This is a genomic window from Nostoc sp. UHCC 0302 (genome assembly GCF_038096175.1).
Lineage (GTDB): Bacteria > Cyanobacteriota > Cyanobacteriia > Cyanobacteriales > Nostocaceae > UHCC-0302.
Genome location: NZ_CP151099.1, coordinates 5,564,328 through 5,580,506, shown reverse-complemented (window position 1 = coordinate 5,580,506; position 16,179 = coordinate 5,564,328). Strand labels below are relative to the sequence as shown.

15 protein-coding genes and 1 CRISPR repeat array are annotated in these 16,179 nt (G+C 40.7%); of the genes, 8 read left to right on the top strand and 7 right to left on the bottom strand.

The features are described 5' to 3' along the window. Positions 1 to 130 precede the first annotated feature (130 nt). The 4 genes from WKK05_RS24175 to WKK05_RS24160 all read right to left on the bottom strand — a co-directional run bounded on the left by WKK05_RS24175 (position 131) and on the right by WKK05_RS24160 (position 2,774). Positions 131 to 634, bottom strand: a complete 504-nt coding sequence (locus WKK05_RS24175) for a MogA/MoaB family molybdenum cofactor biosynthesis protein (protein ID WP_341525592.1) — start codon at positions 632 to 634, stop codon at positions 131 to 133. A 59-nt stretch (positions 635 to 693) separates the two neighbouring features. Then, on the bottom strand, positions 694 to 1,029 hold the full coding sequence (gene psb28 / locus WKK05_RS24170; RefSeq protein WP_341525591.1) for a photosystem II reaction center protein Psb28: 336 nt from the start codon (positions 1,027 to 1,029) through the stop codon (positions 694 to 696). Between the two features lie 105 nt (positions 1,030 to 1,134). Next, positions 1,135 to 1,587: a D-aminoacyl-tRNA deacylase gene (gene dtd, locus WKK05_RS24165; protein ID WP_341525590.1), complete on the bottom strand. Its 453-nt coding sequence runs from the start codon at positions 1,585 to 1,587 to the stop codon at positions 1,135 to 1,137. A 62-nt stretch (positions 1,588 to 1,649) separates the two neighbouring features. Beyond that, entirely contained in the window at positions 1,650 to 2,774 is a 1,125-nt protein-coding gene (locus tag WKK05_RS24160; RefSeq protein ID WP_341525589.1) for a GTP-binding protein, read from the bottom strand. A 329-nt stretch (positions 2,775 to 3,103) separates the two neighbouring features. On the opposite strand from WKK05_RS24160, the gene cysS reads away from it, so the two are divergent. From cysS to WKK05_RS24145, 3 genes are all read left to right on the top strand, one after another. Then, complete coding sequence (gene cysS / locus WKK05_RS24155; protein WP_341525588.1) at positions 3,104 to 4,606, top strand: cysteine--tRNA ligase; 1,503 nt, start codon at positions 3,104 to 3,106, stop codon at positions 4,604 to 4,606. A gap of 82 nt (positions 4,607 to 4,688) precedes the next feature. After that, complete coding sequence (locus tag WKK05_RS24150; protein ID WP_341525587.1) at positions 4,689 to 6,128, top strand: TldD/PmbA family protein; 1,440 nt, start codon at positions 4,689 to 4,691, stop codon at positions 6,126 to 6,128. A 119-nt stretch (positions 6,129 to 6,247) separates the two neighbouring features. Beyond that, positions 6,248 to 7,594 (top strand): TldD/PmbA family protein, encoded by a 1,347-nt coding sequence (locus tag WKK05_RS24145; protein ID WP_341525586.1) that lies wholly within the window; start codon positions 6,248 to 6,250, stop codon positions 7,592 to 7,594. Positions 7,595 to 7,857: 263 nt separating this feature from the next. After that, positions 7,858 to 9,347: a CRISPR direct-repeat array (repeat unit 37 nt; unit sequence GTTGAAACAATATAAAATCCCTATTAGGGATTGAAAC). A 199-nt stretch (positions 9,348 to 9,546) separates the two neighbouring features. Here WKK05_RS24145 and WKK05_RS24140 read toward each other — a convergent pair. Together WKK05_RS24140 and coaD are read right to left on the bottom strand one after the other, a co-directional pair. Continuing rightward, the gene (locus WKK05_RS24140; RefSeq protein ID WP_341525585.1) at positions 9,547 to 10,236 is read right to left on the bottom strand and encodes a DivIVA domain-containing protein; all 690 of its coding nucleotides are present in this window, start codon (positions 10,234 to 10,236) and stop codon (positions 9,547 to 9,549) included. Continuing rightward, positions 10,125 to 10,697, bottom strand: a complete 573-nt coding sequence (coaD, locus tag WKK05_RS24135) for a pantetheine-phosphate adenylyltransferase (protein WP_341525584.1) — start codon at positions 10,695 to 10,697, stop codon at positions 10,125 to 10,127. Before coaD ends, WKK05_RS24140 begins: the two co-directional genes overlap by 112 nt. 529 nt (positions 10,698 to 11,226) lie before the next feature. On the opposite strand from coaD, the gene lgt reads away from it, so the two are divergent. The 5 genes from lgt (at position 11,227) to WKK05_RS24110 (ending at position 15,930) form a co-directional block, all read left to right on the top strand. After that, positions 11,227 to 12,090 (top strand): prolipoprotein diacylglyceryl transferase, encoded by an 864-nt coding sequence (lgt, locus tag WKK05_RS24130; protein WP_341525583.1) that lies wholly within the window; start codon positions 11,227 to 11,229, stop codon positions 12,088 to 12,090. A gap of 270 nt (positions 12,091 to 12,360) precedes the next feature. Then, entirely contained in the window at positions 12,361 to 13,152 is a 792-nt protein-coding gene (cobM, locus tag WKK05_RS24125; RefSeq protein WP_341531177.1) for a precorrin-4 C(11)-methyltransferase, read from the top strand. Positions 13,153 to 13,270: 118 nt separating this feature from the next. Further along, positions 13,271 to 13,624 carry a phenylpyruvate tautomerase MIF-related protein gene (locus WKK05_RS24120; protein ID WP_341525582.1) on the top strand — a complete coding sequence of 118 codons (354 nt, stop codon included), beginning with the start codon at positions 13,271 to 13,273 and terminating at the stop codon, positions 13,622 to 13,624. 322 nt (positions 13,625 to 13,946) lie between these two features. Beyond that, a complete protein-coding gene (locus WKK05_RS24115) occupies positions 13,947 to 14,498 on the top strand; it encodes a heme NO-binding domain-containing protein (RefSeq protein ID WP_341525581.1) in 552 nt (183 codons plus the stop codon). A gap of 7 nt (positions 14,499 to 14,505) precedes the next feature. Beyond that, complete coding sequence (locus WKK05_RS24110; RefSeq protein WP_341525580.1) at positions 14,506 to 15,930, top strand: ATP-binding protein; 1,425 nt, start codon at positions 14,506 to 14,508, stop codon at positions 15,928 to 15,930. A gap of 53 nt (positions 15,931 to 15,983) precedes the next feature. Here the strand turns inward: WKK05_RS24110 and WKK05_RS24105 are convergent, their stop codons facing one another. Further along, on the bottom strand, positions 15,984 to 16,172 hold the full coding sequence (locus WKK05_RS24105; RefSeq protein WP_341525579.1) for a hypothetical protein: 189 nt from the start codon (positions 16,170 to 16,172) through the stop codon (positions 15,984 to 15,986). Positions 16,173 to 16,179: the final 7 nt, after the last annotated feature.

Sequence of the window (16,179 nt, the reverse complement as noted above, 5' to 3'; positions counted from 1 at the left end):
TAATTCGTAATTCGTAATTCGTAATTCGTAATTCGTAATTCGTAATTAAGGCATACTCAAAAAGTTTTGATATAAGCTCTTGATATTACTTTACCTAGTCCCCAGTCCCCAATCCCCAGTCCCCAATACCCTATTTACGAATCTGACTTACCAAATGAACTAGTTCGGGTAAAATCAGTTTTTCCATCGCCAGTCGTACAGCATTACTTGAACCTGGAAGCGAGAAGATTAGTTTATTTTGATAAACACCAGCAACTGCGCGAGAAGCGATCGCACGCGAACCAATTTCTTGATAACTTAAAAAGCGAAACAACTCTCCAAATCCTGGCAAAGTTTTCTCTAGTAACTTCTCAATCGCATCGTAAGTGGTATCTCTCGGTGCAATACCTGTGCCACCGTTGAAAATCACAGCGTCTAAATTCAAGTTTTGACCCAGCTGTTCTATTTGCCCTTGAATCTGTGTTGGTTCATCTTTGATAATTGTGTAGGCTCCTACAGCATGATGGGCAGCAAGCAGTAATTGCTGAATCAGCTGTCCACTCTTATCTGTTTCGGGGGTACGCGTATCACTGACGGTAACGACAGCACAAGTTATCGTAATTTCAATCGAGTCTGGGTGAGGTTGTGACGTCATATTTAGGTAATAGGTAATGAGTAGTGAAGCAATTATCCATTACCCATTACCAATTCTGATTAAGATTTGCTGAATCCCAAATCGTTTTCTTCAGCATACCGTTCCATGAAGCGTATAAAACGCTCCCATTCTTCTTTTGATTTCATCAGGTAAAGTGCTTGTATTTTTTCCGGTCTGCCGTTGACAAATATAGCTTTAACTTCGCGGGTAATGATTTCGCCTTCTTCATCAATTAGGTACATCCCGGTGATGTCATCAGTTTTATCTTGATCTAAAGCCCTGGGATTTTCAAAAATAAATGTTGCCGTGCCATCGTTGCCATCTTTTGAGCGCGTCAAACGCACCTCTGGAACTACTTCTTCGTCGATCCCTCTAGAAAACTGGATTTTCGCCATGATGAAAGAATTTAAACTTTTGTGATGGTTAATTTAATATTCTCTCATTATTTAGAACTCCACTATCTAAGAAGTAATGATATTCTTCGTTTTACGTATATATATTTAAATTGCTTCTCGCTCAAGTAATAAAGTTACAGGCCCATCATTTTCAATAGTGACTTGCATCATTGCACCAAATTTACCAGTTTCTATCACTAACCCGCTAGTTTGTAACTTAGTTACAAAACGGTCATATAAATCTTCTGCTAATTGAGGCGTAGCTGAACGGTCAAAAGAGGGGCGGCGACCTTTACGGCAGTCCCCGTAAAGCGTAAACTGACTGACTACTAATAATTCACCGCCGATTTCTTGCACGGATTTTTGCCATCTGTCGCCCCCTTCTTCACCAGGAAATAGGCGCAATTCCAAACATTTACGTACCATCCAGTCGAGTTCAATATCAGTATCGGTATCAGCAATGCCTACAAGCAAGTTTAGCCCCCGCCCAATTTTACCGACAACTTCACCATTCACGATGACTTGAGATGATTTGACTCGCTGGATGATAACGCGCATACTTTTGTCAGTGAGGAGTTAAGAGTTATGAATTATAATTTATAACTCTTAACTCTTAACTTTTATTTTCCAAACCCTTTTCCGCGAGAGGTGGAAGGGAGACAAATGCAATTTTCTAGCTGAGTCATTAAAGCCTCACGATCCAAATTTTGACCAATTAGTACTAATTGGTTTTTTGGTTGACCTTGCCACTCATCATCATCTAAGGTGAAGCGTTTGCCACATAAGTGGAAAATATGACGCTTCGGACTTTCATCAAACCACATAATCCCCTTTGCCCGGAAGATATTTGAGCTTAGCTGGTTATCTAAGAAATACTGAAACTTCCTAATGGAAAGAGGCTTATCACTTTGAAAAGATATTGAAGTAAAGCCATCATTTTCTAAATGGTCGGAATGATGATGGTGTTCATGGTCATGATCGTGATGGTCATGATTGTGATGGTCATGGTCATGATGGTCGTGTCCACACGTTGAGTGATCATGGTCATGATCATGGTCGTGATGGTCGTGGTCATCTTCGGCAGTATCAAAATACTTATTAGACTCAAATAAACCAACACTGAGAATTAAGGGAAGTGGCACTTGCGATCGCGTGGTGCGAAGAATTCTCGCTCCTTCCTTAACTTCGTTAATTTTTCCTTCTAACTCATTTAAAGTAGCTTCATCCACCAAATCTGTCTTATTCAGCAGAATTACATCACCATAGGCAATCTGATTGTGTGCTGCTTCAGAGTTGAATAAATCGAGGCTATAATTTGCCGCATCTACTACAGTGATAATCGAATCTAAACGAGTCAAATCTCGCAATTCAGTACCTAGAAATGTCAGAGCTACTGGTAATGGATCTGCTAATCCAGTTGTTTCTACTACTAGATAATCTAGATTCTCTTGGCGTTCTAAAACTTTGTAAACGGCATCTACCAAATCAGTATTAATGGTGCAACAAATACAACCATTACTTAGCTCCACCATGTTCTCGCCTGTGGAGACAATTAACTCGTTATCGATGCCAATTTCACCAAACTCATTAACGAGAACAGCGGTTTTCAAACCCTGTTGGTTAGTGAGAATATGATTAAGTAAAGTTGTCTTGCCGCTACCGAGGAAGCCTGTAATAATTGTGACTGGCATCCCTTGTTTGGGCGCATCCATTGCTTGAGATTCGGGAGTGACTGCTGATTGCATGGTGCTGTTATTAAAAATCAAAAATAGAATGTAGCGCAGATAGTCCAGAAAACATTAGCACCGTTACGTGGAATTCAAAATTCCAAAATCTTTCATTTTTGGGCTGTTGACATTTTGTCCAACAGTATGTTGATTTTTGCCGTAACGTACTAGCATAGGGATGCTGGACTGTCATCCCAGTGCTTTACCCTATTATTGCGTATCTATCTATTTAGCATGACATCTGTTAAGCTGTTCCACGTTTAACCTGCATATAGTCAGCAGTCAAAATGCTTGCCAATACGGGGTTTTTCATTTTGAATTTTGAATGAGTGAATTTTGAATTGCTTATGACCCTAACCCTTTACAATACCCTCACCCGTCGTCTGGAACCGTTTGAAACAGTCGAACCAGGCAAGGTTAAGATGTATTACTGCGGCGTGACGGTGTATGACTACTGTCATTTGGGTCATGCTAGAGCTTGCATTGTATGGGACGTAGTGCGTCGATATCTTCAGTTTATCGGCTATGAAGTCCGTTACGTCCAGAATTTTACTGATATTGATGACAAGATTCTCAAACGAGCCTGTCTTGAACACTCATCAATGGAGGCTGTAGCCGATCGCTTCATCAAAGCATATTTTGAGGATATGGCGCGGCTGAATATCAAAGAAGCCGATGAATATCCGCGTGCGACGCATACGATGAATGGCATTCAGCGGCTAATTCATGAGTTGGAAAATAAAGGCTTTGCCTACCCCTCACAGGGAGATGTATATTATGCAATCAAGCAGTTTAGTGAGTACGGTAAGCTTTCTGGACGCAAACTAGAAGATTTGCAAGCTGGCGCAAGTGGACGAGTTGATACAGAAGATGCAGAGTATCAAAGAAAAAGAGACAAAGATGATTTTGCTTTGTGGAAAGCAGCAAAACCAGGAGAACCTGCCTGGGATTCTCCGTGGGGAAAAGGTCGTCCAGGGTGGCATATAGAATGCTCCGCAATGGTACGCGATCGCTTGGGTGATACAATTGACATTCATGCAGGCGGAGAAGACTTAGTTTTTCCCCACCATGAAAACGAAATTGCCCAATCTGAGGCTGTGACAGGGAAACCTCTAGCTCGTTACTGGATGCATAACGGCATGGTCAAGGTGGATGGGGAAAAAATGTCCAAATCTTTGGGCAACTTTACTACTATTCGCGACTTACTGGATCGAGGAGTTGACCCAATGGCGGTGCGGTTATTGGTACTGCAAGCGCAATATCGTACACCAATTGATTTTACCAATGAAGCGATCGCAGATAAAACAAACGCTTGGCATACTCTAAAAGAAGGTTTACTCTTCGGCTATCAACATGGTAAACAGCTAGGCTGGGAACTGGGCACTGGGGAACTCGGGGCCCCCTCTGGGGATAAGGGGCAATGGGGATTAGGGACTGGGGAAATTTCAGTACCCAATGCCTATATTGAACGTTTCCAAGAAGCTGTGAATGAAAACTTTAATTTTCCTGGTGGGTTAACAGTGCTGTTTGAATTAGCCAAACAACTGGAACGTGAGGGAAATATTCTTGTGCATCAAGGAAAAACTGAGACACCAGTAGATGAGTTAAAAATACAGTGGCAAACACTCGTGACTTTAGCTGGAGTATTGGGCTTAGAAGCAAAAATAGAAGCCCAAACTCCTGTAAATGATGGTTTGAGCGATGCGGAAATTGAAGATTTAATTCAACAACGACAAGCAGCGAGAAAAGCCAGGAATTTTGCTGAAGGCGATCGCATTCGTAACGAACTGCAAGCACAAGGTATTACCCTGATTGATAATCCAAATGGCACTCGTTGGCATCGGAATTAGAGGGGACTAGGGACTAGGAATTGAATTATTCTCAATGCCCCATTCCCCATTCCCCATTCCCTATTCCCTATTCTCCTAAATTATGTTTTCTGAACTTAAAAAAGCGATCGCTAATTTCGATATTCCTGCTAATTGGATTGGCATTAGAGCCGTAAAGGAAACTTCCACTACCCGTTTTGTGCGTGATAGCGTACCCCAGGTAAACGGCAAATCCTTTACTGTAGGAGCCATGCTGGAAGTTTTGGTAGATGGTTCTCTGGGTTATGCAGCCACTAACTCATTAGAACTATCATCTCTGCAAGCCGCAGTTCAAATAGCGTATAAACAAGCACTAGCAGCTAGCCAATGGTGGATACATCCCTTCCAAGAGAGTGAGCGCCCCAAAGTAGTTGGTGAATATAGCTCGCAATTCCTAAAGCCATTCGATGCTCTAAGCCCAGGAGAAATCAACGATTTATTGATTCGCATTTGCCAAAAGCTGAAAGTTGACGACAAGATTGTGCAAACCACAGCCAGCGTCAGTACTACAGACAGAGAAACTTGGTTTGTCAGCAGCAACGACTCCCAGGTGTATCAAAAAATTCTATCTATAGCTACTCATTATGGAGTGACTGCTCAAGATGGCACAAATGTACAGCAGCGCAGCAATAACGGCGGACACGCAAACTGTTATCAAGGTGGACTAGAACTTTTAAACCCAGATGACTTATGGTGTGGAGTGCAGCAAGTTGGCGAACAAGTATTAGAACTGCTGACAGCAGAGGAATGCCCAACCACACGCACCAATTTAGTTTTAGCTCCAGACCAAATGATGCTACAAATCCATGAAAGTGTTGGGCATCCCCTAGAAATTGACCGAATTTTGGGAGATGAGCGCAACTACGCTGGGGGTAGCTTTGTCAGCAAAAGTGATTTTGGCAAACTAGTGTATGGTTCGCCGCTGATGAATATTACCTTTGACCCCACTGTATCTGGTGAATTTGCCAGCTATGGCTTTGATGATACAGGTGCAGCGGCAACACGAGAATATTTAATCAAAGAAGGTGTACTCCAGCGGGGTCTAGGCAGTTTAGAAAGTCAAGCAAGAGCAGGTGTACAGGGGGTTGCTTGTGCGCGTGCTTGTTCATGGAATCGCCCAGCGATTGATCGCATGGCAAACTTGAATTTAGAGCCTGGAAATGCCACTTTTGATCAAATCATTGCCGGAATAGAACACGGTGTTTACATGGAATCTAATCGCTCTTGGTCAATTGACGATCGCCGCTATAAATTCCAATTTGGTTGCGAGTATGCCAAATTAATTGAAAACGGTAAAATCACTAAAACTCTCCGCAATCCCAACTATCGCGCCACAACACCAGAGTTTTGGCACAGCTTAATCCAAATAGGAGATGCTTCCAGTTGGCAAATGTACGGCACACCTTACTGTGGTAAAGGAGAACCAAATCAGGCCATTTCCGTAGGACATGGTTCACCCGTTTGTCAATTTGCTAACGTTGAAGTTTTTGGCGGCGGAAGTTGAAAAAGTACAAAGTTAGGGGTTAATAATTAGAAGTTTTTAATTCAATAATTCTTCAACTCATAACTCCTCATTCATAACTTCTCACTCTCAGTATTCACTATTTATTCCTATTAATATTCATGCAAATTGAGGAATTATCTGCTTTAGAAGTTAGCTTTAACCAACTGATTGATACTCTGCTAGTTAAAAAAGCAGAAAGTGAACAATTCACCGTGCGTCTAAGCAGCGAACGGAGCCAATTTACTCGTTTCAATAACGCTAAAGTACGACAAACCGGTTATGTTGCTGATGGTTTGATTGAACTAACTTTGATGGCAAATCAGCGCAGTAGTTTCCGGCAATTTTCCTGGACTGGAAATTGGGATGCAGATTGGCAGTTAGCCTATAATTCTTTGCAAGAAATGCGTTATGAACTTACTCTATTACCTATCGATTCATATCTAGTTTTACCATCAGGAAATAAGACCAGTAGGGAAGTAAATTATGGAAATTTATTACCCGCAGAAGCAGTAGTTTCAAGTGTGCTAGAACTAGTCTCTGAATTAGATTTTACAGGAATATACGCTGGAGGCGTAGTAGTAAAAGCTTATGGTGATTCCAACGGTCAAAAACACTGGTTTGCTACTGATTCTTTTACCTTAGATTATTCCCTATTTTCTACCTCTGAACAAGCTGTTAAAGGTACTTTTGCTGGAAGTGATTGGGATGGCTCTGCTTATACAGCTAAAATTAGTGAAGCAAAAAAGCAACTAGAACTGCTTTCTCGTCCAGCTAAAGAATTGTCACGCGGAAATTATAGAACTTATTTCGCACCTGCTGCTGTTGCAGATTTATTAGTGATGCTTTCTTGGGGAGGTGTAAGCGAAGCTGATATTCAACAAGGAAACAGTGCTTTAGCTGCTTTAGCGCGTCAAGAAAAACAACTTTCGACCGTATTTAGTTTAAAAGAAAACTTTCAACAGGGTTTAGTGCCGCGATTTAATGAATTAGGAGAAATGGCTGCACCAGAGATAATTGTAATAGAAAAAGGATATTTGGTAACTTCTTTAGTTAATTCTCGTACGGCTAAAGAATATAACAAAGTTGCCAATGGTGCTAATGCTTCAGAGACTTTACGTGCGCCAGAAGTGTGTCCAGGAAACTTAGTATTTGAGCAAATTCTGCCGAGTTTAGATACAGGATTATATGTATCGAATTTGCATTATTTAAACTGGAGCGATCGCCAAACTGGTAGAATCACAGGCATGACCCGCTATGCTTGTTTTTGGGTAGAAAACGGAGAAATTATCGCTCCCATTGAAAACCTACGTTTTGATGAAAGTCTCTATCGCTTCTGGGGAGAAAATCTAGTTGATTTAACTACTTTTCAGGAATTTATTCCCGAAGTCGGTACATATGATGGTCGTCAACTTGGAGGAAGTCTAGTTCCTGGTATGTTAGTGAACGATTTCACCTATACTTTGTAGTCCAGTAGGAAACTGCGTCAATCAATAGGTGTAAGCAAGGGTGATGGCAGAATTTCGGCTGTACTGCTTGTTAAATAAAGGTTTGGGAGCAAAATTTGAAAAAGTAGGTTGACGCAAACTGCGTAACCATTGCTATCAAGGAGTTTCCAACAAAATATCACTACCTCCCTTGACGACACCCAGGCTTAGAATGCTAATATATCTCCACATTGACACTACTGAACCTTGAAAACCAAATATCATCAACTTTTCAACATTGGGCTGTTGAAACAATATAAAATCCCTATTAGGGATTGAAACTAACAAACCTGACCCACCAAATATAGATGCTGCTGTTGAAACAATATAAAATCCCTATTAGGGATTGAAACGGTCACTCCTAGAACTCTTAACACATACTCTGTGGTTGAAACAATATAAAATCCCTATTAGGGATTGAAACAGAGACGAGGCTAACGCGATCGCCTAATGCAAAAGTTGAAACAATATAAAATCCCTATTAGGGATTGAAACTCTGACCCCGAAGCGGTTCAATACGAACCGCCAGAAGGTTGAAACAATATAAAATCCCTATTAGGGATTGAAACTAGAATTGTTTGTGCCTCATAAGCCGCGATCGCTTGCGTTGAAACAATATAAAATCCCTATTAGGGATTGAAACGGACACATAGCCGTATGCAAGAAATATTCAAGCTGTACAAAGTTGAAACAATATAAAATCCCTATTAGGGATTGAAACTAAGTTTCTTGCAATCAGAAACAGAAAAGATCGAGTTGAAACAATATAAAATCCCTATTAGGGATTGAAACTGCTGCTTCCCGTGCTTTATCTCCAGCTTGAATTGCGTTGAAACAATATAAAATCCCTATTAGGGATTGAAACCAATTAAGAAAAGGCTTTTGTCTTTCCAGTTACGTTGAAACAATATAAAATCCCTATTAGGGATTGAAACGCAACGATATTAAAAAGTTCAACTATTCTCCCTGCGTTGAAACAATATAAAATCCCTATTAGGGATTGAAACTTAATTCTTCAGCCAGCGCATCTAGTTTAGGCAGGTCATAAGTTGAAACAATATAAAATCCCTATTAGGGATTGAAACTTATGATAGAGGGAGATGAGTACGATCGCAATAGTGTTGAAACAATATAAAATCCCTATTAGGGATTGAAACCGTGTAACTCTGCACCTTCTGGAAACTCATAAGTTGAAACAATATAAAATCCCTATTAGGGATTGAAACTTGACTTTTAATACTGGCTAACAGCTTGTAATAGGTTGAAACAATATAAAATCCCTATTAGGGATTGAAACGAATAAATACGAGGGACTTCCCTATATTTACGAGGGTTGAAACAATATAAAATCCCTATTAGGGATTGAAACGCAAAACCTTTAGATCCCACTAATTCAAAACCTGAGTTGAAACAATATAAAATCCCTATTAGGGATTGAAACCACGGATAGCCGCAGTATTACCCTGACCATAAAGAGTTGAAACAATATAAAATCCCTATTAGGGATTGAAACGAATAAGTCCATTCCGAGGAGGGGTGAAATATCCCAAGTTGAAACAATATAAAATCCCTATTAGGGATTGAAACGAGCAACCGACAATTCCAGCGCGAGCGCACGCCAGCCGGAGGTTGAAACAATATAAAATCCCTATTAGGGATTGAAACGTTTTCAAGAAACTTGAACCCAAAATCAATGAAGTTGAAACAATATAAAATCCCTATTATGGTGAAACCTCATTGATAATTTTGCGTTCTTCTTTGCGCCTTTGCGTGAGACAAAAAAAGATGTAGTTAATTTACCTTAAAATAGCTGTAAACCCGTCATCAATAGTTTGGCTTAAAGTATAAAAACGTAAAAGTATTCATAAAAATTATTAGGTTTAGCCAACAACTAAACCCAAAGGATAATTCTGCCCCATCTTCCCTTAAATCCTCTATCTTTTCTTGCCAGGAGGTGAAGTACGCTGCGTGAGGTTATCTATTTGCAGTTGTTGCCGCCCGTTAGTAATAATTCGTAAAATATCTTTGAGATCCTGTTCGATATTTTGCAGTACGCTATCAGCGTATTCATCAGCACCATCTTCAATTTCTTGAGCTTGTGCGATCGCAGTTTGTCGCATTTGTTCTAACTCTTGCTGGCAGGCTTGCCGCTTTCGGTCAATTTCTGCAAGGGTTTCTTGCATTATTGCCTCGCATTCTTGTTGTACTTGTCGCCGCAGTTGTTCAGCTTCTTGCTCTGCTTGTTTAATAATCTCGCTTTCAGCTAAAATTTGCGCTCTTTTTGCTTGCGCTGCTTCAACAACTTGCTGTCCATACAATTCTGCTTCCAGCAGAATTTCTTCCCTTTGTTCCAAAGTAGCTGCTGCTTCCTGAAAAACCGATGGTAAAGAAAGTCGGATGAAATCGAGCTGATCAAGTAGCTCTTCTTCATCTATCAGCGTGCGTCCTGTTAGCGGAATCCGTAGGCTAGAGAGAACCATTTCCTCTAGGCGGTTTAGTTCCAACTGAATATCTACGCTTCCTGTTCCCGCAGCATCTCCATTGGAGATTCCGTTGGGATACTCTTGCGGGGCATTGCTTCCGTTGTGATTGGATTCAGCATTGGAGAGTTTTGGTTGTAGCATTGATATATATCCAGGGCAATGTGTGGGGGAACGAGATGATCGACAGAGCCACCAAACCTTGCAATCTCTTTTACCACACTACTACTTAAAAAACTATACTCATTTGAGGTTGCTAGAAAAACTGTCTCTATTTGAGTAGAAAGAGTTTTATTCGTGTGAGCCATCTGTAACTCTATTTCAAAGTCTGACACCGCCCGTAAACCCCGTAGCAAAACTTGTGCTTGTCGCATTTGAGCATAGTTTACGGTAAGACCATCAAAGGTGTCTACTTCTACATTAGCTAGATGCCGGGTAGAAAAACTAATTTGTTCTAGCCGTTGTTGCACGCTAAACAGTGGCATTTTGTTGGGGTTCCGCAGTACGGCAACAATTACACGCTCAAACAGCCTACTGCCGCGCTGAATGATGTCAAGGTGTCCCAAGGTGATGGGGTCGAAGCTACCAGGATAAATAGCAATCACAATTTTAGATAAATCAAAATTGTTTAAGTGATTATATTGAAACTATTTTGTGTAACTTACTCAAATCTACCATCTCGTGTTCTGAGTAAGAGGGCTAAACAATTTAAAATTCTAAATTCAGATTTGAAAATGTTCGCCTTGGTCTGGTGGAGAAGAAATACAATCATGACAAGCATCCAGTCAATAGCAGGATGCATTCTTATTTGCACGACAGTTTGATGTCAATTGTTGTGATGGCACAAGTTATGCTCAAGTAAGCGTTAAGAACTACTAGACTCCTAAAAGTGGATACTAACCCTCTACTAGTCTGTCAAGTTCAAATTGACGAGTTGGGTGTAAGACGGGGATATGGTAAATTTTCATTCTCCACGTCGATTCTTCCCTATCCATCAAAGTTAATTACCTGAGTACTACTTACATCTCTACAAGATTGTGGAGGATTCAAGGAAACCTCAGTAGTTGACATATAAAAAACCCTGTATTTAGCAAAGTACAGGGGTAGTTCATGAATTATTCTAGGTAATCTTGCATGGCACTGGATTTTTCCACTTTGCCCTTGGCATTTCAATTTACTTCTCCAGGCCCGATTCTGCTGAAAATTGGGCCGTTAACTATCCGCTGGTATGGCTTGTTGATTGCCACAGCAGTGCTAATTGGTGTCATCCTTTCCCAGAACTTGGCAAAGCGCCGTAATGTTAATCCGGAGTTGCTAAGCGATTTGTTCTTTTGGTTGTTAATTGGGGCAATTCCTGGCGCTCGACTTTATTACGTTTTGTTTCGCTGGTCAGAATATGCTCCAAATCCAGAAAAAATTATTGCTATTTGGGAAGGAGGTATTGCCATTCATGGAGCAATTCTCGGTGGCGTTACGGCAGCGTTAATCTTTGCCAAACTCAAAAAGGTTTCTTTTTGGCAACTGGCAGATTTGGTGGCTCCTTCGCTAATTTTAGGGCAGGCGATCGGACGTTGGGGTAATTTCTTCAACTCAGAAGCTTTTGGCGGCCCCACCAACTTGCCTTGGAAGTTGTATATTCCACTGGATCATCGTCCCCCAGAATACGCTAATTTCGACTATTTCCATCCCACCTTCCTCTACGAGTCTCTTTGGGATTTAGGAGTATTTGCGTTGTTGATAACTTTGTTTTTTCGGTCTTTGTCTGGCAAGCCACGCCTCAAGGTAGGCACACTGTTTCTAATTTACTGGGTAGCCTACAGCTTAGGACGTCTATGGATCGAAGGCTTTCGGACTGATAGCTTGATGCTAGGGCCGTTACGAATGGCACAAGTAGTGAGTTCTTTAGGAATTACCCTAGGATTAGCCGGATTAGCTTGGCTTTATTTAATCAAACGCCCTTTGCCTGATGTATCTCCGTCTAAGGGTGATGGAGTATGAGGGACTGGGGGTAGAGACGCGATTATACTCTTACGAGAAGCCGCACTCCCTGCGTCTACGCGTCTGTGCAGAGAGTGGGAAAAAGAAGCAATGCCCAATGCCCAAAAATAAAAAATGCCCCAGAGTGTTCTCTAGGGCTTAACCAGGGTGCATCTACCACTACTCTCTTCCAAGAAAAGATGGTGAATCCGGAAAGATACCGAAGAAAATGCCAAATAAATTTTTTGAGGAATCGCTGTGTGTTCTGTTCAACGTGAATATACGGCTAACATGAGTTATACAAAAACACTATCTGCTATAGAACCTGCTGTGTACATTGTAGGTGCTGGCCCTGGAGATCCAGATTTATTAACGGTCAAGGCACAAAAACTCTTGGCTGTTGCTGATGTGATTTTATTCGCTGATTCTTTAGTACCCGAACAGATTTTAGAGCTTTGCCGAAAAGATGCAGAGATAATTAGGACTGCAAATCAGACTTTAGAAGAGATTTTGCCAATCATGATCGAAAGAGTGCGATCGCAACATAAATCTGTCGTTCGTCTTCATTCTGGCGATCCTAGTCTCTACAGCGCCATTCATGAGCAAATGCACCTTTTGGCAGAGGCACAAATTCCTTTTGAAGTCATTCCAGGTATTAGCGCTTTTCAAGCAGCAGCAGCCAAACTCAAAATAGAATTAACTGTCCCCGGTTTAGTCCAAACGATTATCTTGACACGCATCAGCGGGCGAACAGAAGTCCCTGCCACTGAAGAATTAGCTACTCTCGCGGCGCATCAGGCTAGTCTCTGCCTGTATCTGAGTGCGCGTCATGTCGAAAATGCCCAAGCTAAACTACTAGAATATTACTCAGCCGAAACTCAGGTAGCGATTTGTTTTCGGCTAGGGTGGCCCGATGAAAAAATTAGGGTTGTTCCCCTCAAGCAAATGGCAGATTGTACTCATCAAGAAAAGCTGATTCGTACCACACTTTATGTAATTAGTCCAGCACTCTTGCCAGCAACAGCGCGATCGCGTTTATATCATCCTGAACATAGTCATTTATTTCGTTCGTCTCACCATTGAAGGAAGCAGGGGGGCAAGGGGGCAGGGAGGAATTTAACAATCTTAACCGTGTGGATAAAATTCAAAATTCTAAATGAGATAATCTAAAATTCAAAATTTACAATCGGAATTCGTAACTATGCCATTAATTAAAGTCCAAACTTCTGTATCTGCTCCTCAAAAAACTGAAGTTGAGTCAATGCTTTTAAGCTTATCTGCTAAGTTAGCCAAACATCTGGGTAAACCTGAATCCTATGTAATGACAGCTTTTGAACAAGAAATTCCGATGACTTTTGCAGGAACTACTGACCCAGTTTGTTACATAGAAATTAAGAGCGTCGGTACGATGAAACCAGCTCAAACCGAGGCTATGAGTCAGGACTTTTGCCAACAGATTAATCAAACGCTGGGCGTACCTAAAAATCGGATTTACATAGAGTTTGCAGATTCCAAGGGCGCAATGTGGGGCTGGAACGGCTCAACTTTTGGTTAATTCAGGAGCCAAATCGCTTCATTTACTAGCGGACAAAGTTAAATCAGAGGAGCAAAAAAGGGGAAGACGGCAGAGAAGAAATAACTCTTAACTGTTGACTATTGGCTATTGAGTTTAAACTCTTAACTCCTTGTTCATCTAAATTACAGCGATTTTGATATGGATAGAATACACAAAGCTAACCTACTAGCCTCTTTCCCCAACCTGGTTATATTGCACGCAATCAAGAACCGATATAAATCCTCTAGTGAGGAAGAATCTTAATTTGAGAAGTTGGCAGGATGTAATGAAATAAAATACGCGATATTTATAGGACACACTTATGTACGGTTTAATAAACAAAGCAATTCAAGATATGGTGTGCGCTCGCTTTGATAAAGAAACTTGGCAAACGATTAAACAGAAAGCTGAAATACAAATAGATGATTTCTTGAGAATGGAACCCTATCCTGATGATTTAACTCACAAACTAGTGAAGGCGGCAAGTGAAGTTGTTGGTTTGTCTAGCTCAGAAATTATGCAAGCTTTTGGCGAATACTGGATACAGTATACTGGCAAAGCGGGCTATGGCCCAATGTTAGACATGGGGGGCGATACGCTACCTGAATTTTTGGAAAATTTGGATGATCTTCATACTCGTCTGAGCATAAATTTTCCACAATATCATCCCCCTTCCTTTGAGTGTACTGAATCGGAAGAAAATACCCTGGAATTGCACTACCATTCTAGCCGTCAAGGACTGGCTGCAATGGTTGTTGGCTTGGTAAATGGTTTAGGCACAAGGTTTAACACAGAAGTTAACGTAACCCAAACTCAAAATCGAGAAGAGGGAGCCGCTCATGATGTTTTCTTGATTGAGTATAAAGCTATTTGACTAAGTAATGAACTCTCCTCAATTGAGTCTACCACCACATTTGTTCGCCAAAGCTTTTCCATTTCATATTGTATTTAATCGTGAGCAGAAAATCATACAGGTTGGGGAGGTTTTACAACGTATCCACCCAGAACCTTTAGTCAACAGCTTCATTGATCAGCAATTCCAGATTCTGCGTCCCAAGATTCAGATTAATTTTATTGCGATCGCCAAACGAATTAACTCTTTATTTTTGTTTGAATCCCTGCACAATGGCATGATTCTCAAAGGGCAAATGATGTATGTCCAGGAGCAGGATATTATGTTTTTCCTTTGCTCTATTTGGGTAAATAATACAGAAACTTTAGCCAACTGTGGTCTGAAGCTGAAAGACTTTGCAATTCACGACCAAACTGTTGACTTGATTTTTTTGCTCCAAGCTAAAAACACTGCTTTAGAGGATATCCAGAAATTAACAGATGAACTAACTAAGCGACAGACAGAGTTAAAGAACGCGTTACAAGTTCAAGAACATCTGGCTCAGACTGCCAAAACACAAGCGCAACAGTTAGAAAATACTCTTTATGAGTTGCAACAGACCCAATCTCAACTGATTCAAACTGAAAAAATGTCTAGTCTTGGTCAATTAGTTGCTGGTATTGCTCACGAAATTAATAACCCAGTGAATTTTATCTATGGCAACATTAAATATCTTAAAGAATACACTCAAGATTTACTGACTTTAATTCATCTCTACCAAGAATTTTATCCTCAGCCTCACCCGCAAATTGAAGCGCTTTCTAATAAGAATGATGTCAAATTTATTATAGATGATCTGACAAAAATTTTATCTTCAATAGAAGTTGGAGCCAATCGAATATACGAAATTGTACTAAATTTACGTAATTTTTCACGACTTGATGAAGCTGGAATGAAACCTGTTGATATTCATCAAGGTATTGATAGCACATTATTAATTTTACAACATAGCCTTAAGGAAAAATCTGATTATCAGCCAATTGAAATTATTAAAGAATATAGTGATTTGCCTCCTGTGGAATGTTATGCAGGACAAATAAATCAGGTATTTATGAATATTTTAAGTAATGCAATTGATGCTATACGCCAGCAGGAAAAGGAGCAAGCAAAACAAGGAATTATCAAACAATCTAAATGCATTACCATCCGCACGCAAGTGAAAAATCAACGGCACGTGATGATCAGCATTAAAGATAATGGTTTAGGAATGACGGAGGAAGTTAAGGCTAAATTATTTGACCCCTTTTTTACAACTAAACCTGTAGGACAAGGCACAGGTTTAGGATTATCTATCAGCTACCAAATAGTAGTAAAAAAGCATGGTGGGCGAATCCAGTGTATATCTGCGCCTGGGCAGGGGGCAGAGTTTATTATTGAGATTCCCCTTAGACAGATGCAATCGTTAGAAACTTGAATATCAGAAGCATTAGCTAACGAACACAGTGCTAAATTTTATCTAAATAGAATTCAGGAGTCAGGATTCAGAATTGAAGCTTCGGCTACGCTCAGCTTCAACACTTCGACTGCGCTCAGTGTTGAATTCTGTGCGACACAACGATTGGCGATAGTTGAGGGGACTTGTGCTGAGTGCAGCCGAAACTCAGAGCATCGCTGGTGAATGAATAAGTGGGAGATTTTAACCCGCCACTTATTCATTCTGACT